Annotated in this window: 18 protein-coding genes and 1 pseudogene; 11 read left to right on the top strand and 8 right to left on the bottom strand. The window is 45.3% G+C overall.

The annotated features are described in order from the left end of the window. Positions 1–69: 69 nt before the first annotated feature. From F7R24_RS14100 to F7R24_RS14085, 4 genes are read left to right on the top strand one after another with little or no spacing between them, the layout of a single operon-like run. Positions 70–351, top strand: coding sequence for a DUF2782 domain-containing protein (locus tag F7R24_RS14100; protein ID WP_151671905.1), 282 nt, complete (start codon positions 70–72; stop codon positions 349–351). 9 nt (positions 352–360) lie between these two features. Next, complete coding sequence (locus F7R24_RS14095) at positions 361–1335, top strand: homoserine kinase (protein WP_151671904.1); 975 nt, start codon at positions 361–363, stop codon at positions 1333–1335. A gap of 42 nt (positions 1336–1377) precedes the next feature. Continuing rightward, on the top strand, positions 1378–3588 hold the full coding sequence (gene uvrD / locus F7R24_RS14090; protein ID WP_151671903.1) for a DNA helicase II: 2211 nt from the start codon (positions 1378–1380) through the stop codon (positions 3586–3588). Then, positions 3588–4337, top strand: coding sequence for a sulfite exporter TauE/SafE family protein (locus F7R24_RS14085; protein ID WP_151671902.1), 750 nt, complete (start codon positions 3588–3590; stop codon positions 4335–4337). Before uvrD ends, F7R24_RS14085 begins: the two co-directional genes overlap by 1 nt. A gap of 33 nt (positions 4338–4370) precedes the next feature. On the opposite strand, the gene F7R24_RS14080 is transcribed toward F7R24_RS14085, so the two are convergent. Continuing rightward, positions 4371–5015, bottom strand: a complete 645-nt coding sequence (locus tag F7R24_RS14080) for a glutathione S-transferase family protein (protein WP_151671901.1) — start codon at positions 5013–5015, stop codon at positions 4371–4373. A gap of 264 nt (positions 5016–5279) precedes the next feature. Between F7R24_RS14080 and F7R24_RS14075 the strand changes: the two genes are divergently transcribed. From F7R24_RS14075 to F7R24_RS14055, 5 genes are all read left to right on the top strand, one after another. Further along, the gene (locus F7R24_RS14075; RefSeq protein WP_151671900.1) at positions 5280–6476 is read left to right on the top strand and encodes a M24 family metallopeptidase; all 1197 of its coding nucleotides are present in this window, start codon (positions 5280–5282) and stop codon (positions 6474–6476) included. Between the two features lie 106 nt (positions 6477–6582). After that, entirely contained in the window at positions 6583–8205 is a 1623-nt protein-coding gene (locus tag F7R24_RS14070) for a phosphotransferase (RefSeq protein WP_151671899.1), read from the top strand. Then, positions 8198–9088, top strand: coding sequence for a GAK system ATP-grasp enzyme (locus F7R24_RS14065; protein WP_151671898.1), 891 nt, complete (start codon positions 8198–8200; stop codon positions 9086–9088). Before F7R24_RS14070 ends, F7R24_RS14065 begins: the two co-directional genes overlap by 8 nt. A gap of 4 nt (positions 9089–9092) precedes the next feature. Continuing rightward, positions 9093–10442, top strand: a complete 1350-nt coding sequence (locus F7R24_RS14060) for a metallophosphoesterase (RefSeq protein ID WP_151671897.1) — start codon at positions 9093–9095, stop codon at positions 10440–10442. Between the two features lie 21 nt (positions 10443–10463). Beyond that, positions 10464–10739, top strand: coding sequence for an amphi-Trp domain-containing protein (locus F7R24_RS14055; RefSeq protein WP_151671896.1), 276 nt, complete (start codon positions 10464–10466; stop codon positions 10737–10739). Positions 10740–10743: 4 nt separating this feature from the next. Here the strand turns inward: F7R24_RS14055 and F7R24_RS14050 are convergent, their stop codons facing one another. From F7R24_RS14050 to F7R24_RS14700, 7 genes and pseudogenes are all read right to left on the bottom strand, one after another. Continuing rightward, a complete protein-coding gene (locus F7R24_RS14050; protein ID WP_151671895.1) occupies positions 10744–11697 on the bottom strand; it encodes a response regulator in 954 nt (317 codons plus the stop codon). Beyond that, entirely contained in the window at positions 11690–14098 is a 2409-nt protein-coding gene (locus tag F7R24_RS14045; RefSeq protein WP_151671894.1) for an ATP-binding protein, read from the bottom strand. Before F7R24_RS14045 ends, F7R24_RS14050 begins: the two co-directional genes overlap by 8 nt. A gap of 126 nt (positions 14099–14224) precedes the next feature. Further along, positions 14225–14644, bottom strand: a complete 420-nt coding sequence (locus F7R24_RS14040) for an alkaline phosphatase PhoX (RefSeq protein WP_151671893.1) — start codon at positions 14642–14644, stop codon at positions 14225–14227. 86 nt (positions 14645–14730) lie between these two features. Further along, positions 14731–15998, bottom strand: a pseudogene (locus F7R24_RS14035) (IS5 family transposase); the annotation flags it as partial. A gap of 193 nt (positions 15999–16191) precedes the next feature. Continuing rightward, the gene (locus tag F7R24_RS14030) at positions 16192–17601 is read right to left on the bottom strand and encodes an RNA-guided endonuclease InsQ/TnpB family protein (protein WP_151671892.1); all 1410 of its coding nucleotides are present in this window, start codon (positions 17599–17601) and stop codon (positions 16192–16194) included. A 94-nt stretch (positions 17602–17695) separates the two neighbouring features. Continuing rightward, positions 17696–19117: a PhoX family protein gene (locus F7R24_RS14025; RefSeq protein WP_206057569.1), complete on the bottom strand. Its 1422-nt coding sequence runs from the start codon at positions 19115–19117 to the stop codon at positions 17696–17698. Next, positions 19080–19286 (bottom strand): hypothetical protein, encoded by a 207-nt coding sequence (locus tag F7R24_RS14700; protein WP_206057568.1) that lies wholly within the window; start codon positions 19284–19286, stop codon positions 19080–19082. The genes F7R24_RS14025 and F7R24_RS14700 overlap by 38 nt, the downstream gene beginning before the upstream one ends. A 232-nt stretch (positions 19287–19518) precedes the next feature. Here F7R24_RS14700 and olsF point away from each other — a divergent pair, with 232 nt between their 5' ends. Both olsF and F7R24_RS14015 read left to right on the top strand, forming a co-directional pair. After that, positions 19519–21231 carry a bifunctional ornithine lipid synthase OlsF gene (olsF, locus tag F7R24_RS14020; protein ID WP_151671891.1) on the top strand — a complete coding sequence of 571 codons (1713 nt, stop codon included), beginning with the start codon at positions 19519–19521 and terminating at the stop codon, positions 21229–21231. 76 nt (positions 21232–21307) lie between these two features. Beyond that, complete coding sequence (locus tag F7R24_RS14015; RefSeq protein ID WP_151671890.1) at positions 21308–23449, top strand: glycosyltransferase; 2142 nt, start codon at positions 21308–21310, stop codon at positions 23447–23449. Positions 23450–23512 lie beyond the last annotated feature (63 nt).

Genomic DNA, 23512 nt, shown 5'->3' with positions numbered 1-23512 from the left:
GGTTGCCGTGGATGGTGTCAAGGTTCACAATCATAACAAATTAAACACTCAACTAATGAGAAAAGCGCCATGCTTAAGAAACTATTACTCATCGCCATGCTTAGCAGCCTGCCATTCGCAGCTGTTCATGCACAAGATGATCTGCTCAATCAAGAGCCACAAATTACCATTACCCATGACGGCGAAGCGACCTATTATGAGTATCGCGTGGGTGGTCAGTTAAAAGAGATCAAAGTTGTCCCTGTAATTGGCGAGCCCTACTACTTGGTGCCGAAAGGTGAATCTGGCGATTTAATCCGTGTCGGTGAACCCACCGTACTGACCCCTAAATGGATTCTTTTCCGCTGGTAGGATATTTTTGTGGCCGTCTACACTTCCATTACTGCTGAAGAACTCAGCCTACTTCTTGCTGACTTCGATTTAGGTACTTTAATTAAATTTGAAGGAATCGAAGGGGGTATTGAAAACACCAACTACTTTGTCGATCTAGAGCTTCGCGGTCAGAAAAAATCCTATGTGCTGACCATTTTTGAAGAACTGTCAGCCGATGAGATGCCTTTTTTTATTGAGCTGGGCCACTGGCTGGCTGAACGCAATACACCGGTTCCCTATGCCATCAAGGACAAAAATGGCATTGCGTTAAAACAGATCAAAGGAAAGCCTGCCGCACTTCAGCCCCGCTTTTATGGCAGCGATGTGCCTGCGGTAAAACTTCGGCCTATACATTGCTTTCAAATCGGTGAAGCCTTGGCTCGATTTCATTTGGCCGGCAACGACTTTTACCTAAAGCGCCAGGCACATAGAGGGGTTTTCTGGTGGCGACGTGAAAGTGAGGCTATCGCTCATCGGTTAACAACTGAAGATGCTTTTCTGCTTAAGCAAGAAGTGCAGGCGTTTGACGAACTGCGTGAAGCAGAACTAGACCTGCCTAGTGGTGTCATACATGGCGATCTGTTCCATGACAATGCGCTGTTTCAGGATGACAAACTGGTTGCGATTCTCGATATGTACAATGCGGCAACCGCATATCAGCTGTATGATTTAGCCATCGTTGCCAATGATTGGTGTAACAATGCTGATCACACCATTGACTCGGAAAGAGAGCAAGCACTGCTTGAAGGCTATGCGCAGATCCGCCCATTTACAGCCGATGAATCAACTGCCTGGCCGATTCTTACGCGCACCGCTGCAATGCGTTTCTGGCTATCGCGCTTAATTCCTTGGCTAGGTATTGCACAAGCATCTCGCCAAGGCGGCGAAATGAAATTGAAAGATCCCGATCAATACAAACAGATCTTACTGCAGCGCCTTCAACACCCAGCAAAACTGCTCTGAATGCCGATAACACTATAATTCCAACAACTCTATAGAGACCCAATGGACGTTACCCACATACTTGATTCCCTAAATGATGCTCAACGCAGCTCAGTGACCGCTCCTTTGCAAAACCTACTGGTCTTAGCCGGTGCCGGTTCTGGAAAAACACGAGTATTGGTTCACCGTATTGCGTGGCTGATCGAAACTGAAGGGCTATCACCCTACTCGATTTTAGCGGTGACCTTCACCAACAAAGCTGCGAAAGAGATGCGTGGACGTATTGAGCAACTGCTCGGTATCAACACGCAAGGTATGTGGGTCGGTACCTTTCACGGTCTAGCACATCGGATGTTGCGAGCGCATTGGAAGGATGCAGGCTTACAAGAAAACTTTCAGATCATGGACAGTGATGATCAGTTACGCTTGGTCAAACGGCTATGTAAAGAGCTGAATCTGGATGAAACCCGCTGGCCTCCGCGACAAATGCAGTGGTTTATCAACGCTCAGAAAGATGAAGGGCTGCGCAGCAAACATATAGAACGCAGTGCCGATCCCTTCCAACGGACCATGGTCGATCTGTATCAGGCCTACGAGGAAGCGTGCGATCGTGGAGGTATGATCGATTTTGGTGAACTCTTGCTGCGATCACTGGAACTGCTTCGCGATCGCTCTCCTGCACTGCTTCAGCATTATCGCGAGCGCTTCCGTTACGTGCTGGTGGATGAGTTTCAGGATACCAATGCGATTCAATATGCGTGGTTAAGGCTGCTCTGTCAGGGTGAACATAAACTCATGGCCGTCGGTGATGACGACCAGTCTATCTATGGCTGGCGCGGCGCTCGAATCGAAAATATCCAGACCTTGGGAACACATTTCCCTAATACCGATACCATTCGTCTAGAACAAAACTATCGCTCAACCCAATCGATTCTTAAAACAGCCAATGCGGTCATTCAGAACAATACGGATCGTCTGGGTAAAGAGCTTTGGACTGATGGCAAAGAGGGTGAAGCGGTTTCTCTCTATAGTGCGTTTAATGAACAAGACGAAGCACGTTTCATTGTTGACCAAATCAGCCAATGGGTTGAACAGGGCAATCGACGTGACGAATCCGCCATATTGTATCGCTCTAACGCTCAATCGCGGGTGCTGGAAGAAGCCCTGATTCGTTCTAACGTTCCCTATCGCATCTATGGTGGACAGCGTTTCTATGACCGTCTGGAAATCAAAAATGCATTGGCTTATCTGCGTCTGATCTCCAATCGTGATGATGATACTGCCATGGAGCGCGTCATCAATGTACCCACACGTGGTATTGGCACACGCACAGTTGAAATGATTCGGGAAAGAGCACGTCAAGAGCAAACGTCGATGTGGCGTGCTGCTAACGAAATTACTGAGTTAAAAGTCTTACCCGCGCGCGCCAACAATGCGCTACAAGGTTTTCTCGACCTAGTGAACCGCATTAGCACCGATTCAGAAGAGTTAAGCTTGCACGAACAAACCGATCTGGTGATCAAAAGCTCCGGGCTGATTGAACATCACGAAAAAGAAAAAGGTGAAAAAGGTCAGTCACGTATCGAAAACTTAGATGAATTAGTCACGGCAACTCGGCAGTTTGCTAACCAATGGGAAAGAGAAAGCAGTGAAGAAAATACCAGCGTACTCGCTGCCTTTTTAGATCAAGCGGCATTAGATGCAGGCGAAGCTCAAGCCGATATCCATACCGATAGTGTTCAACTCATGACCCTGCATTCAGCGAAAGGGTTAGAATTTCCATTAGTCTTCTTAACCGGAATGGAAGAGGGTTTATTCCCTCACAGCATGTCTGCTGAAGAACCGGGACGCTTAGAAGAAGAACGTCGCCTGTGTTACGTGGGTATCACTCGTGCGATGCAAAAGCTCTATTTTACACTGGCTGAATCGCGTCGCTTACACGGGCAAGAAAAAATTAACCGCCCTTCTCGCTTTATACGCGAGATTCCTGAAAGCCTTATTGAAGAAGTACGACTAAACTCAACGGTTCGTCGTCCTTACTCCAGTGGTTATCAAGCATCTAGCCAACCTGCCTTTACACGCCAGCAGCAAACCGAACTAGACAACACCGGCACTCAAATTAATCTGGGACAGCGTGTCAGTCACCCTAAATTTGGAGAAGGATTCGTGGTGAATTTAGAAGGTCACGGCCCCAAAGCGCGTGTGGAAGTGAACTTTGACGATGTCGGCAGCAAGTGGTTAGTGGTGGGATTTGCTCGTTTGGAAGTTATCTAATGGAATGGCTTTTGCCTGAACAGCTCAGTACTTTTGCCACTATCATGCTGATTTTATCAGCTGCAGCCACCTCCGCAGTGACAGCCAGCATAGGCATCGGTGGCGGGATACTGTTACTCGCCATTATGGCTGTCGTGATTCCACCTGCAGCGATTATTCCCGTTCATGGTATGGTGCAGTTAGGGTCCAACTTTAATCGCGTCGTGCTCACCCTGCAGCATGTGGATTGGCGTATCTTACTGGCATTTACACCGGGAGCACTACTGGGCGCATGGCTAGCCAGTTTATTTCTGGTTCAACTACCGACAAGCACGCTGCAACTGACCATTGCCGGATTTATTCTGTTTCTCTGTTGGGGACCTAAAGTACCCGCCATGGCGCTAGGCCGTGTCGGAACATTTTTCGCCGCTGGCTTTTCAACCTTCATCAGTATGTTTGTCGGTGCAACTGGCCCCTTAGTAGCGGCATTCGTAAAACAGCAGCATGAAGGAGATCGTTTTAGAACCGTTGCCAACTTTGCCGCCTGTATGAGCTTGCAACACCTCACCAAAGCCTTTGTATTTGGCGCAGCAGGTTTTGTGTTTAAGGAGTGGCTAGGGTTAATTGTTTTGATGATTCTCAGTGGCGCTATCGGCACTTGGATCGGACTTCATCTATTGCAGCGCATGAGCAACCAGCACTTTGCAGTGATTTTTAACTGGCTACTCACACTCTTAGCGATTCAGTTAGTGTGGCAAGCACTCTTCTAATTGCAAACTATGATTGACCTAAATAAATGTTTATCAACGCTCATAAGCTGGCATATGCCAAGCTTCTTCTCGAGCAGAGGCTAACCACTCTTGCATGGCAGGAAGCTCATACATAGCCTGCGCCCAACGATCAAAAGCTGGGGAAACTGTTAGGCCATAATTACGAACACGCCACATCACCGGTGCAAACATCGCATCCACATTACTAAACTGACCTGCTAAAAACACCCCTTCAGGTTTCTCTGCCTGCTCAAAACGCTGCCATATTTGCGCTAAGCGCTGCAGATCCAACAAAACAGCTTCATTTGCAGCCACTGATTTCTCAGTGCGGCAATTCATTGGGAAATGACTGCGTAATGCGCTAAAACCACTGTGCATCTCTGCCGCCGCAGATCGAGCCAAAGCACGCAACTGAGGATCTTCCGGCCATAAATGCTTTTCAGGATAGGTTTCTGCCAAGTACTCCAAAATCGCTAAACTATCCCAGATGACCCAATCACCCACCATCAACACAGGTACCTGTGCCGGCAGCTGATGTACTTCGCTAAATTTTTTCAAACTATCATCATGGGCGAACGTGAGCAGGGTTTCTTCAAAGGGAATACCAGCCATTTTTAAAGCCAACCAAGGCCTTAATGACCAAGATGAGTAATTTTTGTAAGCGATGTACAGGTGCATCTTCAGCTCCTTAAAGTAAAAATCTTCAGACTAACTACGTTACTTCAATTAACGCTTTCTAGGCAGAAAAATTTCCTAATCCTGCACATCGATAATAGTCACGACAAACTTGTGTCGTTTTCAGAACAGTCTTGAATTGAACTCCCGCTATTTGCAGATTATGCTTAAACCATCAAGAAATAATAATTATCCATAGTAATAATTACGAATTGATCGATAGCAAAAGGAAAAATTGCTTAGCAACTGCTCCATCAAACTGAGCGAATGGCAGGAGGTGTCTGGGTGAAACTGGCATTTACAAAAAAAGAATACCTACAGCGGGTCAATAAGGTCCGCCGCGAGATGCGATTACGGAAAGTAGACATTTTGATTGCTACCGATCCCGGCAATATGAACTGGCTGACAGGCTATGACGGCTGGTCTTTCTATGTTCATCAAGGGGTGATCGTGCATGTCGATCTTGAAGAACCTATCTGGTTTGGTCGACGCATGGATGAGAATGCAGCGTTATTGCGCTGTTTTATGAAAAAAGAAAACTTGATCAGCTATCCCGAGGAATATGTTCAAAACCTCGACCATCACCCGATGACGTGGATTGCCGAAAATATCTTTATTGAAAAGGCCTGGCACGGTGCAACCATCGCCACCGAAATGGATAACTACTATTACACCGCTGATGCACATCGATCCCTAAAGCTAACACTTCCTGAAGCCCGTTTTGTCGATAGTCATAATCTAGTTAACTGGTGTCGAGCGATTAAATCCGCAAAAGAGATTGAGTTTATGCGTATCGCCGGACGCATCACCTCGAAGATTCATCAACGTATTTTGGATGTTGCCCGAGTCGGCGTACCGAAAAGTTTCGTGGTCTCGCAAATCTATGAAACCGCCATTGCCGGAGTGGATGGCTATAGTGGTGACTACCCTTCCATTGTGCCGCTATTGCCTTCGGGTAAAGAGGCATCCGCGTCACACATCACTTGGGATGAAAAACCCTTTAAAGCCAACGAAGGTACGTTTTTTGAAATATCCGGTTGCTACAAACGTTACCATGCGCCTATGTCTCGGACACTTTACATGGGTAAACCCAGCCAGCGTTTCCTCAATGCTGAAAAAGCACTACTAGAAGCCATTGACGCTGGACTGGAGCAAGCAAAGCCGGGTAATAGAACTTGTGATATTGCCAATGCCCTCGATAAAGTAATGGAAAAATATGGTATTGATCGACAAGGTGCTCGTTGTGGCTATCCCATCGGCGTGAGTTATCCACCTGATTGGGGTGAGCGAACCTCGAGTTTGCGTGCATCGGATGAAACCGAGCTGAAACCCGGCATGACGTTTCACTTTATGCCAGGTATTTGGCAAGAAGACTGGGGTATAGAGATTACCGAAAGTATCCTGATCACTGAAACAGGGGTTGAAACCCTATGCAACTTCCCTCGCCAACTCTTTGTTAAATAAGCTATAGCCAGAGGATACGTCAAATGACGTGTCCCAAGGTGGCAAGAAACGCGCGCGCTCGTTATGATGAAAGCATTATGGTCATCACGGAATATCGAGCAGACTCATGCAACTGACGCTACCCATCGACGTTAAACAGCAGCTTACTTTTCTGCTTGCTGAGGTGCGTTCTCAGTTACAAAACCTGTTGCTCCTGATTGACTCACCGTCTGCAGCGCTGACACGTGCTATCACCGAGCGCAGTGGACACAGCTATAACCTTAAGCAACGAACCCATGCGCGCTGTCTAAAAGCCTTCAGTGATACCGAACGCTTTGATCCTCAGTCATTGAGAGCGGCCGGAGATCTAGCAGATGAGCTTGAGCGCATCGCAAGTTTATGCCGTGATGCTGCCAGAGAGTTACAACACCTCAAACATCGCAAGCTAATCAATGATCACCGATATGACAAACGCCTAAAACAGATCGAAAAGTCATTGCAACGAGTTGAACAAATCCTCGAAACCAACAATGCCCACACAGCGTTAAAAATTGGCAAGGTTAGAAATAAACTCAGTCGCTTTTACAAAAAAGCACGACGGGAACATCTTGAAGCATTAAAGCAACATAAAAACACCGAGGGTTTGATCAGCAGCCTGTTCATTGCGCGTTATATTTTAGATATGGGATCAGCCCTCACCAATATCAGTGAGTCTTTGCTAGCGGTTCTTTTGGGTCAACCAATGAACATGAAACAGTTCCTTTCACTCCGTGCCATGGTATCTAGCCTCGGCCATGATGAATGGGATAACTTGAGTTTAGAAACCATTGCAGAAACGCGCTCCGGAAGTTCAATTTCAGCGATTACGCATGAAGATGATCGAACCCTAGGGGTATTGAAAGAAGGTGCCTTAAGAAAAGTACAAGAGGAACGTCGAGGTCTTGAACGTTGGAACGAAATCATTCCCGGTATCGCTCCACAAATTTTATCTCAACACCACAAAGGCAGTTCTGGTGCGTTAATTATTGAACACTTACCCGGCAAAACACTTGAACGCATAGTGCTAACTCAGCACCAGAATGAGTTAGATCTAGCCATGCTGCAGATGTGCGAGATGCTTCCAAAAATCTGGAGCTCCACTAAACAGAATGAAAAAGTTAGCGCCCGTTTTATTCAACAGCTAAAAAAACGTTTACCTGCCGTACAAAATATACATCCCGAATTTGATGTTACCAATACACTCATTGGCGACTTACAGCGACCTGCCTTGAAAGCGATTCTGGCACAGGCAGCTCGGCTCGATGAACAGCACCCAGCACCCTTTTCGGTTTATATTCATGGTGACTTCAATCTCGACAACGTGATTTTTGATAGCAAAGAGCAAAAGTTACGATTTATCGACTTACATCGTTCGGGGCATATGGATTACGTTCAAGATGTCTCGGTATTTATTGTCTCTGGATTACGCTTGCCTCTATTTGATCTCGAATCACGCCAGTTGATTGCTATCATGGCAACTCAGCTGTATGACATGGCAAAGACCTTTGCAACAACACACAAAGATCATCATTTTAATAAGCGCATGGCCCTTGGGTTAGCACGAAGCTTGATTACCTCTACACGATTTATTCTGGATGAAAGCCATGCAAAGTCGCTCTACGAACGTGGCGTTTATCTACTTGAACATTTGTTAAAACACCAAGATAGCAAAGACTATCCACTACCTCTCAAGGAAATCTTGAATGTATAAGCCCCGCATCGCTGTGATTGGCAACCCCGGAAAATGGTCGACTGAAGTTCTCGCAGATGCACTGGAAACACGCACAGGCTTTCGCTTAGTGACAGATTTATCCTCTACTGAACTGGATTTTAGCCGAGGACAGCTTCTTTCATCCGGTCATCATCTATGTGAGTTAGACGGCATCATCATTCGAAAAGTCGGCACGACCTATAGCCCAGTCTGTATTGAACGTTTAGAGATGCTGCGTGTAGCAGAAGAGGCTGGCGTTAGGATATTTAGCTCAGCCAACTCGCTCATCCGCTTACTGGATCGATTGGCGTGCAGTGTCACCTTACACAACCATAAGATTCCCATGCCACCTACCTTGGTGACCGAATCTGTTGATACCGCCATGAAGCAGGTTCACGAATGGGGACAGGCTATTCTAAAGCCACTTTTTTCCACCAAAGCGCGGGGTATGCAGGTACTAAAATCAAACCAAAATGATAAATTACTACGGGCTCAGTTAGTTCGTTATAAAACCCGACATCCTTTACTTTACCTACAGCAATTTGTTGATTTAAAAGGCGAGGACATGGGACTGATCTTTATCAACGGTAATTATCAAGGTGCCTATTCCCGGATTGCAGGTCAAAAAGCGTGGAATACCACCATCAATAGTGGTGGTCGTTATGGCCCTTGTTCACCGACCTCCGACATGATTCAGATCGCTCAACGCGCTCAAGCAGCCTTCGATTTAGACTATGCCACTGTCGATATGGCTCTAACCCAAGATGGACCGGTGGTATTTGAGGTATCTGCCCTTGGCGGATTTAAGGGAGCTCATGCCGGCAGCGGTATTAACTTAGCTGAGCGTCTTGCAGACTTTGCAGTTGAGTCCTTAAGAGGTTAACGCTATGCCTAGCCATGACCTGATGCCATTTCTGCCTAAGTATCTCGGCCACGAATGGATAGACGCGACCTTACCCAACAGACTCTGCAGCTGGCTCGAACAGAAGCAGTATGGTTGGGTGGTCGATGGTCAGGTTGATAAATCACTGGCTGAAGAGTTAACACGTTTGGCTAACCCCGATGCTTGGCAGTGGCCGGACCATCTGGTCTTATTTGTGACTGATCTGCATGCAGATGCCGACGCGTTTTCGGCTTCTTTAGTAGCCAGCGGATTATTTGTGCGTCATGGTAGGCAACCTGATCAGATTGCTCTTGCAGCTAATGCGCCAGTATTTGAGATCATTATCGGTGGAGACTGCTTAGATAAAGGTCCCGCTAACCTGCCCTTACTCCGACTCATCCGACAACTGATCGATCAGAAAATCGCCGTGACTCTACTCAGTGGCAACCATGACCTACGCTTACAGTTAGCGGTGAATACACTTAAAACACCTGATTGTACATTGAACGGTCATTTTTTAATTCGTCTGGGTAGCAAAGTGATGCCACTGTGTGTCGAGCTACTGAATGAATACCCACTTACGCCCGATGAACAGTCGCGCTTACCTTCTGAAACCGAGTGCTTAGCCAGACTGTTACCAAGTGATGACTGGCATCTTCGCTTTCAACAAGAAGCCACTAGCCATTTAACCGCAAGCCAAATCCATACCGAACTTAGCCGACTTGAATCACGAAAGCAGCGTTTTTTTCGTGCCGCAAAAAAAGCACAACTCAGTATGCAGGAAATATTTGCTGCATTGGAACGCTGGCGCCAGCTGTTTCTTGAACCCAGTGGCGAGTTTCATTGGTTTGTAAGAGATCAGCAACTGGGCTGTCGACGAGGTAGCTTCGTCTTTTTGCATGCCGGTTGCGATGATGTGATGGCTAAACGGCTGGCTGATGAAGGTCTTGAAAGCTTAAACGAGGAATTTCATAAAGCACGGCATGGCGATGCCTTTCAGCTTTATTTCAGTGCATTAGGAAATATGCTGCGTACTAAGTATCGATCACAAGATCCCCTTCTCAGCTCTGCAAGTCGCCAAGCCCTGCATCAAACGGGTATTCATGCTTTTGTACACGGCCATCGTAACCTGCATCATGGTCAAAGGATTACTTTTCGTGCAAATATGATACATTTCGAATGTGACGCAACCCTAAATCAGGTATCGCGCCAGGAAGAGGGTCTATCAGGTGTCGGTGCGGCAGTGACGCTTTTGCATCCTTCTGGATGGGTTGTCGGTATTAGCAGTGACTATGCAGCAGCAAAATGCTTTAAGCCTGAACAGCTTCAAGTAATGACTAAGCATTTTCTGTGAAATTACAACTAGAGGCTACCTATGAGTAAAAAGAATACTTTTCATCACGAATCACTTCAAGAACCCAATGACGTTAAGAAAGTTCTTCAAGCACTCATCGATGGATTAGATAACGGAAGCATCAAACTGGATGATGGCAGCGGTAAAATTAAACTAAAACCTGAGGGTTTACTTAACCTTGATGTGTTAGCCATGAAACAGTCTGGATTTAATAAGCTGTGCGTCAAAATCACTTGGCGAGACCAATGCACGGGCAAAGATCAGCCTGCAAGTGACACTCTCAAAATCACTAACTAGCTATTTAATGATGACCAGGTAGATGTGATAGTAACACCTCTTTACTGACTGGTTTAACGATGTAATTAATGGCACCTAGCATAATACAATCCAAGACCACTTCTTTCTCATGATGACCACTCACCATGATAACCGGTATATCAGATAGTTCTGGGTCATTCTTTAACTGGCGTAATGTGTCGATACCACTCAAACCCGGCATCATTACATCAAGTAAAACAATATCGACTTTGGACTTTTCTAGATAACCAAGGCCTTGCTCACCACTGGTGGCCAGCTGTACTTTAAAACCCGCCTCTTCCAGTATTTTCTTCAACACCATGCACTGAAACTCATCATCATCGATGACTAAAACCGTCAGCTGTTCTTGCGTGGATGATTGATCTAATCTGACAGGCATCGTCAGCTTTTTCAAAGCGACACGAATCATGGTTTCTAATTCTGCTTTTTTCGCTTTTTGATCCGTTAACAGCTGTTCCACTAAACGGCTCACCGCTTGAATACGCTGACGTCGTGATTCAAGCTCTAAACGCTGCATCTGAATATCGGCGTTGTAACCCAAATCATCTATGGCTTGATGAATCGACATGATTAAGCGATAGGGGTCATAACCTAACGGCCAAAAAACCACATAATCATAAAAGAATCGTTTTCTACTAAGTTCATAGGCTTTTACGACCGTATCTTTTTTGCATAACACGATTGCATGAAATGGCTTATCATTTGGTTGGTGAAGACGTGCAATGGCGTCTCTCACACTTATCGCTACCTGAAGATCTTGATAGGCTAATACCACCACATCAACTTGTTGCTGACGAAACGCTTTAGCTGCTACTTCTGCTTTATAGTGCACAAAAGTCTGCAGATGCTTGATGGTATCTTCCAGTAATAGCTCAATGGTATCAATCAGTGCCTGACTGTCAGATAGTATTAGCACTTTATCAGGTGTGTTAAGCATGGATCTCCTGCCTCAACAGATTGATAAACAATTCATATTCTTTTTTCAATGCAATCCAATCCTCTAAAGACAGTGGCTCTGAGACTTCACGACTTAAGTGCTCGTAATGCTCGAAGCACTGACCTAAATGCATACCACCCGTAGAGCGTGAAGATGACTTCAGCTTATGCAGCAACATCACGCGCTGATCCGATTGGTCTGTCTGCCACAACTCACTCAGCAACTGCATTTGCTGCTCGGATACGCTGATATACATCTGCTGGAGCTCTCTGATGGTTTCTGGATTATCACCCACGACCTGCTGTAGCGCCTGCGGATCATACACGGGAAGAGATGGTGTTGACTCGGTTTTAGACTGCTCATTCTCATGCTGTTCATGACTGATATTGATAGCTCTATTTTTTCCATCTCGCTGTGATAATGCATGCCTTAACGTGTCGGCAAACTGATCTAATCGAACAGGTTTGGTCAGCTGTCCTGATAACTTCAATTCAGGTTTATTAAGAACACCGGATAAAACATTCGCCGTTAAAATAACAATCGGGATAGCAGTATCGACAGAAGCACGTTTAGCTTCTGCATTACGCACCGCCTGGATCAGAGAGATACCATCCATATTCGGCATATGCAGGTCTGTCAAAATCAAATCAAAGGAATCTGGTGACTGGAGCCAAGCATCGAGAGCTTCAACGCCATCATTCACCACTTTAAACTGATAGCCTAACTTACTCAGCTGCTGTTCAATCACCATCTGATTGACCTTATCATCTTCAGCAACCAAGATGCGGAACTCTGAAGGATCCAAGGATTGAGATGGATTAAGCAGTACTGGTTGCTGAGAAATCAGTTCAATTTCACTGGCGTTCAATTTTAACAGAGGTAAAGTCACTGTAAATCTTGAACCTTTACCGAGTTCACTCTCAAGGGTTAATTGTCCAGCCATCATCTCCGTCAGTCGTTGAACAATAGTCAAACCTAAACCAGAGCCTCCATATTTTCGTGTCGTAGAGCCTTCTGCTTGAGAAAAAGGAGTAAAGATTCGTTCTATTTGCTCGTCAGAGATGCCTATACCGTTATCGATGACGTCTATCTGAAGCTGCTCATTGAGCCAATCCAGTATGACCGTCACTTCTCCTAAAGAGTTGCCTGATGAGTCTTTGGTGCCAGAAGAAAACTTAACGGCATTGCTAATTAAATTATGTAAGATTTGACTGATTCTTACCGGGTCACCATGGACATATTCAGGGACTTTAGAATCAACCTTGATGATAAATTTGACACCACGTTCTTCGCACATAGGATCAAAAATGGCTTTAACCCCCTGCAGTATATCTGTTACACGGATGGGAATCGTTTCTAATGCCAGTCGACCCGACTCCATACGCGAAAAGTCGAGAATATCATCCAGTATACGTAACAAGACGGCCGCAGATTGGCGTATCACACTCACTAAACCCTGCTGCTTGGCTGGAAGCTTGTCTCTGGAGAGCAACTCTAATAATCCGATAATCGCATTCATTGGAGTGCGCACTTCATGGCTCATGGTAGCCAGAAAATCCGATTTAGCTTGATTAGATTTTTCAGCTTCAATACGCGTAGCATTCAAATCAGCCACTAGGGTTTGCTGCGTTTGATGCTGAAGCGCCAGCTCAGTATTTAACTGCCGCAACTCATCGGAATCATCCATACTTTCAAGGAGTTTTCGAATACTGATGGCCATTATTAATCCAATCAGTGACAACAATACAAAGGCAAAAAGATGTAACAGCAACATTTTATGCCGTAAACCATCGGTTAAATGGGTGATCTCGTAGATAGGAAAACTCACACTAATCCCACCACGAATATCGCCAACTTGATAACCGAAATGGCAGGCTTGGCATCCCGGCTCGATGTACAAAGGTGCCATATATCGAAAGTGCTGATCGACCTGCTCCTCAACGTGCTGAACGCCTTGCTGCTCAAATAGATTCAGTGCGGCTAATTCCCAGTCATCGGGGTAGTTATTAGGGTTTAACAGTTGTTTACTGGTTAGACTGATTTCAACAGCACCACCCTGAAGTAACTCCGCTAACTGCCGAGTCATATAGGCAGGATTAACCTGTGTTAGTGGCCGGCCCGATGGACTGGTTATATTTTTTTCAGGTACAAACAGATAGGGATTCGCAGGTGTTTTCTCAGTTTCAGGCACATAAACAGCACCATGCTGTGTATTCCACTGGCGAGTTGTCTGAATTAAGTGAAATACCGATTCACCCTTCATACGCGCCATCTCTAACTCAATGTGATTCATCATCACCGAGCGATTAATAAAACTGATGTAGACTACGACTGCCCAAAACAACAGGGTAATAGGTAAGCACCAAGGAGATAGAAAAAACGGCTTAAGTTTTGAAATCATGCTACTGCTCAAGATGCAAGGTCTCTATTAAGCATAGCATTGCTGGGCAATTTAAGGATAGCAGTCAACAGAATAGCAGGGCGGTGCATCCTTGCACCTCGGCGATACGTCCATTAAAACGTGGAATTAGCTCCCGATCACTCCGCCGTCTTCACGACTGATGACAAGGGTAGCTGAACGAGGGTACAGAGCACCATCATGAGGCCAATGACTGACGAGCTGTCCTGCCGCAAAGGCTTCCGGTGATGTGGTTGCACCCGGATGCTGAACGTTTACGAACATGGTTTTCTGATCGGGGGTCGTGACAACGCCTGTGATCTCTTGACCAATAGGACCGACGAGGAAACGACGGATAACATTATTAACCGGATCAGCTGCTAACATCGCGTTGTTTCCAAACTGTTCCCAAGGTCGGGTATTCACAATACTCTCGCTCATATCGGTTTGAATCCACAAACGAGAATCCGCATCAAACCACAGGCCGTCAGGACTGTTGAAAATGCTCCCACCATCCAAGCTAGTCGATCCTGAAAAATGGCGTTTCAAGCCTGAAGCGCCACATGATTTAAATCCAGTTTTAGCTTATCCAGCAACTTATTAACCAAGATCGATAGTAATAACGATGATTTACTAGGTGCAAAATAAAGCCACCGCAGTAGCTTACGCAGATTTTGACCACAAGCACTCAGTATGACATTGAGTGCATCACCCAGAATTCCTTTAAGAAAGCACCGTTTCATTTTGCCGTCCTACTTCAGATGCCCAATAATCGGCTCTACGCTGTTTCGCCGTCCCATCCAACGTTTTTCTTTATGGGGTACACCGCGTTTTTGCCCTGCTATGAGCACTTGAGTGTCACTAACACCCGAACCACGATAGCCTCTATACACAAAACAGTATTCTGGCTTTTTACCCGTCAGTGTTTCAACTTGCTGAAGTTGATCAGCCAATGTATGGCCATCATAGGGATTGCCAGGATAGCTTCTAGCACCAATGATAAAAGACTCTTTTGCGGTCACAGCAATACTGGCTTTAACGCCAAACTCATAACGTTTATGCGCTTTTCCCTTAAATATACAGTCCACTAAAGGCTCATGTAAGCTTTAAATCTTGTTTTTACTTTTGCGAGTCTGCAGTAGCAACTCCCTTGCTTGTTGTAAGGTACTTTGTTGTTTGGGTGTCAACTGAATCCCTTTTGCTATCAACTGACGTTCCAAGTCGCGTACCACTCGGCCAAGAAAGCCTTTGACTTGCTTGATGGCTTTCTTCATTCGCTTGTATTGTTTTGCATGACCATAACGGCCGATCTTAGGCATCAGATCCTAACAAGCTTTATCATAGGTTTGTCGCAGCGTGATGCTATGGTCATGAGCTATAGCCACCAGAAGCTGCCGCGATTTGTGATAGAGCTTAGCATCTGTGGGAAAAGCAATATTCTTCTCTTGAACGGTGGTATCAACAATCACACGTTTTAAGCTGGAAGGTTTAATCACTTTTAACTTTAAACCGGCATTGATCGTTTCCGTTAACAACCATTCACAACCTTCTTCGCCAAGGCGTTGGCGCCATTTAACCAAGCTAGTTGGATGGCATGGAAATTGGTGCTGAAAGAAAGTTTCACCACAGAAGTATGGTAGTAAGGCGACTCTAGCCACTGATCTAACAGCGCTTCATCTGACAAGTTATGCAGGTGTTGTAGATACATCAACCCCGCCATCAATCGTATCGGAAGTGCAGCTGCACCCACCGTTGCAAAATGTTGACCTAATTCTATATCCAACCTTTCGCAATCAATGACTGAAGCTAAACGAACCAAGGCATGATTGGGGTTAATAATGTCTTCTAGACGAGGCTTGAACATATCACTCTGCGGAATGGCAGTCTTCTTTTTTGGCTTCATAATAATCAGTGATTCTGCAGCTTTTTGGGGCCTCAGGCCCGAAAATGGTGAGTAACGACCATATGAATCAAATTATAAAACATTATGGATCATAGAGTTAGATATTTTTCAGGATCGACAAGCTATTACCAGACAAATCAGAATCTGATTCAGGACCAGCCATCACAAACAAATTCCAGTGAACTACTCACCGCTAAAGCGGGTGAGCTTCCAAGCCAGCGACCTGAGTCGCTCGCTTTTCTTTTTTGACGCTTCGCTGGCCACGGCTAATCGAGCTTTTGGCTCGACTAGTCTTACGCATGCCTCCACGTCCAGTATCTAACTGAGGTCTTAACACCCCGTCATCAGACAACACCGTTCCAGTGTCTAAAATTAAGTTAACTGCCCGCTTCTTAATCACCAATGATGCATTGTGATCCGCGTTGTCAGTGTGTCCACAGTGACCGCACGTAAATAAGGATTGTGACGTGCGATTGTCGGGGTGAGTGTGACCGCATAGCGCGCACTCCTGACTGGTTCTTGGGGCGGGTATTTTAAATACCACCTTTCCAGCATGAAAGGATTTATATTTTGTATAGGCTTCGATGAGATGCCAGCCCACGTTTAATATGGACTTGTTGAGTCCAGACTTCTGCTTGGCTTTATTTGAAACATATCGTCCTTGCTCGTCCTGTTGCGCTTTAGGTTTACGCGTCATTGCGGACGTTCTCAAGGCTTCGAAGACAATGACTTTTGCATCACTGTTCACCAATGAACGACTAGTTTTATGCGCAAAGTCATTGCGAATATTCGCCTTTTTCGCATGATGTACAGCGATGCGATGTTTGGTTTTAGCTCTGCGATTAGAGCCTTTTTGCTGACGCGCTAATCGGCGCTGTAAACGCTTGATAAAGCGCTCAGATTTACTCATGGATTTTTTCTGATCCTGAGTAAAATCATACGTCTGATCACCCGCATGAACCGGAATAACTACACCGCGATCAATACCGAGCGTGTTTTCTTCCAGATAGTCACGTGTAGCCCCTTGCAGCATGGTTAGATGTTGTTCAGGCGTGAGCAGATCCGCATCTGATACCGTATATTCATAGCCGAAGGATAGGGTGTATTGACCCCGCTCTTTGCGAATATATATCGAATTAGGGATCTTGAATTTTTTATGTGCCTTGAATAACAAGTATCCGATGTTGTTCGTTTTTGTTCCAATAAATACGCGAAGATTACCATCTTCACAGCGGTCAAACCGAAACACTTCGCGGGTCAGGTGAATACTGCCCTTATCCGTTTTCGGTTTACGCTTGGGTCTACCACACTGACCGCTCATGAACTTTTTATACGTCTTGAACCAGTTAACGGCACTGTTACGCAGTATTTGACTGGGGCAATCACTCAGCCATGGCGTCAGTTCTGTTGACTTAAACTGAGCGGTGGTTTGATCGATGGGGGCATAGGTGCCGATAGCGCAATATTTACGGGCAAAGGTACGATAATAGTGTTCTTCTTCGACCTTGGCATTCCAGATGCTACGAGCACAGCCCATCCACTGACTGAGTATCAGCTTCTGCTGGGGTGTTGGATTTGCGCGTAGCTTGATGCCTGTTAACATGATGCTTGTTTGCGTACTTTTAATAGATTAAATGATACCATATTTTTAGTGTTCGCTTTTTTTAAAAAACATAGATCGCTTGCTTGACTCGCCCCTAAAGAAACGAGATTGCGCAAGCCTTTTGTTCAAAGGCTTTAGCGGCAACTTGGTCACTCTGTTCGCGCCAGCGAATAATCTGACCCCAGTTATTCTCAGCACGTGGATTAGCAGCATCCACTTGCTCTTCAGTTCTACGGCTGTTGTTGGTTAGCGTGAAATAAACATCCTTGGTCTTAGGATCGACTGCACCCCACTCTGGACGATCCATTTTGGTCGCACCTACGGCATCCGCAGCTGTGCGTGTATTGACCAATACATCTGCTTGAGAGTGAAAACCGTTCGCTTGTGTCAGTGGGCCCATACCAAACACCAGTGGCAACCAGTCACCACTGCCATCTTCGTTGAAACGAGCAACATAGAGTGTGCCATTATCTAGCAGATGACCACCCGCAGTCGCTTTGAAGTAAGGCTGTGCACTGACAAACTTATAAATATATTCAAAGCGAGCATCATCACCGGAGTAACAAACGATCGGTTGACCTTCAAAAGCCGGTTGAAACACAACACCTTCATGTGCAAAACGACCCAGTGCTGTACGCTTTACTGGACGCGCTTCGGAGTTGAATGGATCGATTTCAACCATCCAACCGAAACCATTGACTTCGTTACGGTAATCTTCCGTGGCAGACGCTGCTTTGGGCGTTACATCAAAGCGAATATACGCATCATCACCTGAATCAGCCAACTCCCATCCATATCTGCCGCTACCTTCTTTAGATACACCATAACGGCTTTGCTCACGGGGTTGCTCTGCATGGTTGATGAAATAACCAGCCCAGTTTTCTTCAGCGGCCAGATACGTGTTCCATGGAGTTACGCCATGGGCACAGTTGTTCAAGGTTCCGCGAGTGCGCGTGCCTTCAGGACTGAATTTAGTTTTAAGAAAATCTGTACCGCGAACAGGACCACTGATCTCCATTTCAGTCATACCATGAATTCGTCGGTTACGTGGATCAGCCTCAATAGCCCATTGACCATTCGCCTGCTTTTTCATGCGTACAAAACTAACGCCATGACCATGCAGTTCTTTTAACACTTCATCCGCCGAACGCGTTCCGTCTGCTTTTACAGGAACGGCTGAACGAGACAATTCCTGACCTTGAGCAGAGGCATGCATGAAGCGAGGCTCAACATATTCGTGGTTCATCACCAACAAGCCATCGTCTGAACTACCCTGATAAGGATCTTGACCTTCAATCGGGAAGAAATGCATACCATCGTGATGGCTACCCATTTGATACGCTTGATCTTGACCAGAGTTGTTGATGGGATCAAACGCAGGCATATTGCCTGATATCGGCTCACCCCAAGGAAGAATCACTTGATGAACATATCCTTTGGGTAGGGTAACACTATCCGTTGCATCTACCGCTATCGCATCAAAGCCCAACAGCGGGCTGTGACGCGATAGCGGCATTGGCAGTGGCACTGTAGCCGGTGCTCGCGAAAAAGCCCAACATGGCGGCCGTTCCCAAGCTACCTTTCATCAGTGAGCGGCAAGATAGACGCTTTTCAATAATCTGCTGAAAACTAGGATTATCAGAGTGATTGCTAAGTGGCTCGTCACCGTCATGATGATCGATCACTGCAGGTGTTTGCTAATGTGTCATTGACTCTCTCCGTTAGATTGACAGTGCAGCAATGGTAAGTGTCTTCCATGACACTTCGTTAAACGAAAGATTAAGGTTTGGTGACACTTTGTTGAATAGCATCGATGAAAATAAACTTCAGTTGAGGTAATCAAAACGACACACTTCTGTCACTCGTTAGTCACGATTTTAGGGAATGATCTGATAGGTTGATTAACGAGGATTTGCTATGTTTGACATCGAATCATTGATTGCTGAAAAGTACCCTAAGTTGGTTCGTAAACCGGCACTGGTAAAAACACCCATTATGCAGCTTATGCGTCATCTCTTTCATGAAGATGAGGTCAATCAGTTTTTACATCAACATCAGGACCTGGGTGCCTTTGAATTCACCGATAAAGTGTTAGAGCACTTCAGTATTAGCTATTTAGTGGCGGCACGAGAAAAGGAAAATATTCCTACCGAAGGTCGGGTCATTATCGTATCCAATCATCCTTTAGGAACCTTGGATGGCTTGGTTTTACTGAAGCTGGTGGGTGAAGTCCGACGTGATATTAAAATTATTGCTAATGATTTGTTATGGCAGTTTGAGCCACTTCGTCCGTTATTATTACCCGTCGACAATCTGACTCAAAGTGGCTATCGCAAAACCGTTCGTGAAGTGACAGATTGTTTGCAACAAGAAAAAGCAGTGATTATCTTTCCGGCAGGTGAGGTGTCTCGAGCGACTCCTAGTGGTATCAAGGATGGCCCTTGGCAAAGTGGGTTTGTACATTTTGCTCGAAAAACCAACTCACCGATTTTACCTATTCATATTAATAGTAAAAATTCCGCCCTGTTTTATTCCCTATCCATGATCTATCGTCCCATCGGCGGATTGATGCTGGTTAATGAGATGTTCAAGAAACACGCCGAGGATATGCCTGTACGGATTGGCGAACTGATTCCATTAGAACGTTTCGATAACAATGAACTGCCGCTCAAAACCCGGTTGAAGTTGTTACGTAAACATATTTACCGATTACCCAAAAACAAGCCCTCGTTGTTTGTCACCGAAAAACCGATTGCTCATCCTGAAGAGCGCTTGTTACTGAGAAGAGCCCTACGACAAGCTAACTGCTTAGGACAAACCCAAGACGGTATGCAAATCTATTTGTTCGATTATGCTGCTGACTCACCAGTGATGAGAGAACTGGGTCGTCTTCGTGAGCTGACCTTTCGTCGTGTCGGTGAAGGGACAGGTCAGCGATACGATCTTGATCGTTATGATCGTCATTATCAGCACATTATTTTATGGGATGATGAGGCTTTAGAACTGGTGGGTGCCTACCGAATTGCCGATTGTGCCAGTGTTCTCCAGAGTGAAGGTGTAGAAGGCCTCTATGCCGCTAGCTTGTTTCAATATCAGCCGGCATTATTGGCGCAATTAAATACCAGTATTGAGCTTGGACGCAGTTTTGTTCAACCACGTTACTGGGGACGAAGAAGCTTAGATTATCTTTGGTATGGTATCGGCGCCTATCTCAAAACACGTCCTGAAATCACGCATATGATCGGCCCTGTGTCCATCTCCGCCAAACTGCCACAAATGGCACGTGACCTGTTGATCAGTTATTACCGTCATTACTTTGGTAACAGTGGGTTAGCACTGGCAAATGCACCTTATCAATTATCTGACGCAGGTGAGTCTGAAGCTAAGCGCTTGTTTTCTTTTGATGATGCCCGTGAGGACTTTGTCGCGTTAAAAGAGCGGTTAGATCTTTATGGCGTAACCGTTCCAACACTTTACAAGCAATATACCGAATTATGTGACGAAAATGGTGTACATTTTCTCGATTTTAGCGTCGATGCGGATTTTGGATACTGTATTGATGGATTGGTCAGTGTTGAAGTCGATAAGATTAAATTAAAGAAGCGCCAACGGTACATGGGAATGGAATGAATCTCATTCACTGTCAACGCTTTGTCATGAAAGTGACATAGGCTTATCGCTAATAGATAATGAGCGGAGAAAAGCGATGCCTAGCCAAGATTTTCATCAGAAAACCCGTGCTGATTTTTTAACCTTTATGAAGCAGCAAGAGGCTCGTTTTCCTTCGGAAAATCGATTACGCATTGATCTTCACTGCCATGATCACAACAGTGATGTTCCAGATGAACTCTGGGGGCGCTTACTGAAGCTGCCTGAAACCTGGTTACCTACAGATCAACTGGTTAAGCACTTACAGGCTAATGGAACCGACCTGATTACCATCACTAATCATAATAATGCCCGATCCTGCTGGGAGTTGATGGATAAAGGGATGGATCTTTTATCGGGTGCAGAGTTCACTTGTCATTTTCCCGATCAACCGCTCAGTGTGCATGTACTCACCTATGGTTTTTCACCACAGCAAGAAAGTCGACTAAACCGATTACGCCACAACATCTACCATTTTGCGGCCTATTGTCTAGAGCAAGACCTTCCAACCGTTTTACCTCATCCTCTATTTTTTTACAGTTCTAAAAACCAACTAGGCATTGAAGCACTGGAAAAGCTGGCTTTGCTGTTTGAACGCTTCGAAGTACTAAACGGGCAGCGTGGTTTCTGGCAAAACCGCATGACGCAACTCTGGATTGAAAGCTTAACCGAAGAAAAACTTCATCAGTTAGCCCTCAAGCACAAAATAAACCCGCATGACTTTTGTGTACACCCTTTCAATAAATGCATGACCGGTGGCTCGGATGATCATAACGGTATTTTTGCTGGCGAGTGTGGTAGTTTTTTGTATGTCGATAATCTAGCTGAACGACGAAAAACTGAACCCCTTTCCTTGCTGGCCCTAGAAGCATTGAGAGCGGGTTATATCGCACCCTATGGGGAACCCGGAGAAGAGGAACGTTTAACAACAACCTTTTTGGATTACTTCTCTCAAGTTGCTATCCACATGAAAGATCCAGGTTTGCTGCGCTTGATGCTGCACAAAGGTAGTTTAAAAGATAAGCTGTTTTGCCTTGGTATTAGCAACACAATGCAAGAGCTGCAACGACATAAATATACCCTGGCATTTTTAAAAACGTTTCATCAAGCGTTAGGAGGTAAAGCTCCAGCACTAATGACAAACATAGGTGTTCCTAAAGAATTTAAGCCCACCTTAAAGATTATTAAGCAAATTGCTAAAACTCGTCGTAAAGAACCTCAGCAATTCTCGTTAAAGTTACGCGAAAGTATTCCTGAACTCTATCGTCAAGTCACCGGTATTTTCTTCCAACGTTTGTCTGCTGCACTAGACCAAAATCGTCCACGTTCTAAGCGACTTAGTTTAGATACACTGGTTAAAGAGTTTGAGCTGCCAACGCACTTACGTGGGCTGGTTAACCATACTTCTAACACCCCAGATACTTCGCCGCAAATGCTCAAGATATTAGAATCACTTACCTTTCCGGCGCTAGCTGCATTGGTCATCGGTGGTGCTTCCTTTGCCGGTAGCCAAGTACTATATGCTAATCGTTCGTTACTTAATTCATTAGCGGATGACCTCAATGCTGGACAACACTCAAAGCGAATTCTGTGGTTAACCGATAGTTTTTGTGATGGCAACGGTGTTTCAGGATTTCTCAATAACTTACTCTCAGAGGTGCAAGAGAAGCAGCTACCCATCGACTTGCTGACCTGTCATCCTAGTTTACCTCAGCAATCAAACTTAAAAGTCTTACGCCCCATTAGCGAGTTTCATCTAAAACAACCCAGTGAACAAACACTCTATGTTCCGGATATGCTCGAGATTCAAAAAGTGTTTGAGCAAGGCGGCTATGATCGCGTCATTTGTTCAACCGAATTAATGATGGGTATTTTTGCGCTTTACTTAAAGCATGCTTTTTCTGTTCCCGTTTGGTTTTACATGCATACCGACTGGCATGAGTACTTTCAACGCAGCACTGCCCTATCGGCACAGTATACGGATCGATTTAGACGCTTATTAAGAGCTTTTTATCATCAATTTGATGGCTTGTTAGTATTAAATAAAGAACATAAAAACTGGCTTTCCTCTGAGGCGATGGAGATACCTGTCGAAAAACTTCATTTAACGGCTCATTGGGTAAACACCTCTTATGCTTGTAAACGCTGCTCTAAAACCGCGTATATTTGCCGAATATCTTCCTCGTTAGTTTTTTCCTAATTTCACTTAATGTGTTCGACGGATTCAGTTTTGATGAGTGAATGGGTATTTGTTGGAGAATAG

The sequence above is a fragment of the Nitrincola schmidtii genome (genome assembly GCF_008973715.1).
GTDB classification, from domain to species: domain Bacteria; phylum Pseudomonadota; class Gammaproteobacteria; order Pseudomonadales; family Balneatricaceae; genus Nitrincola; species Nitrincola schmidtii.
The sequence above is the reverse complement of the archived record's forward strand: the minus strand, read 5'-3'. Positions and strand labels throughout refer to the sequence as shown.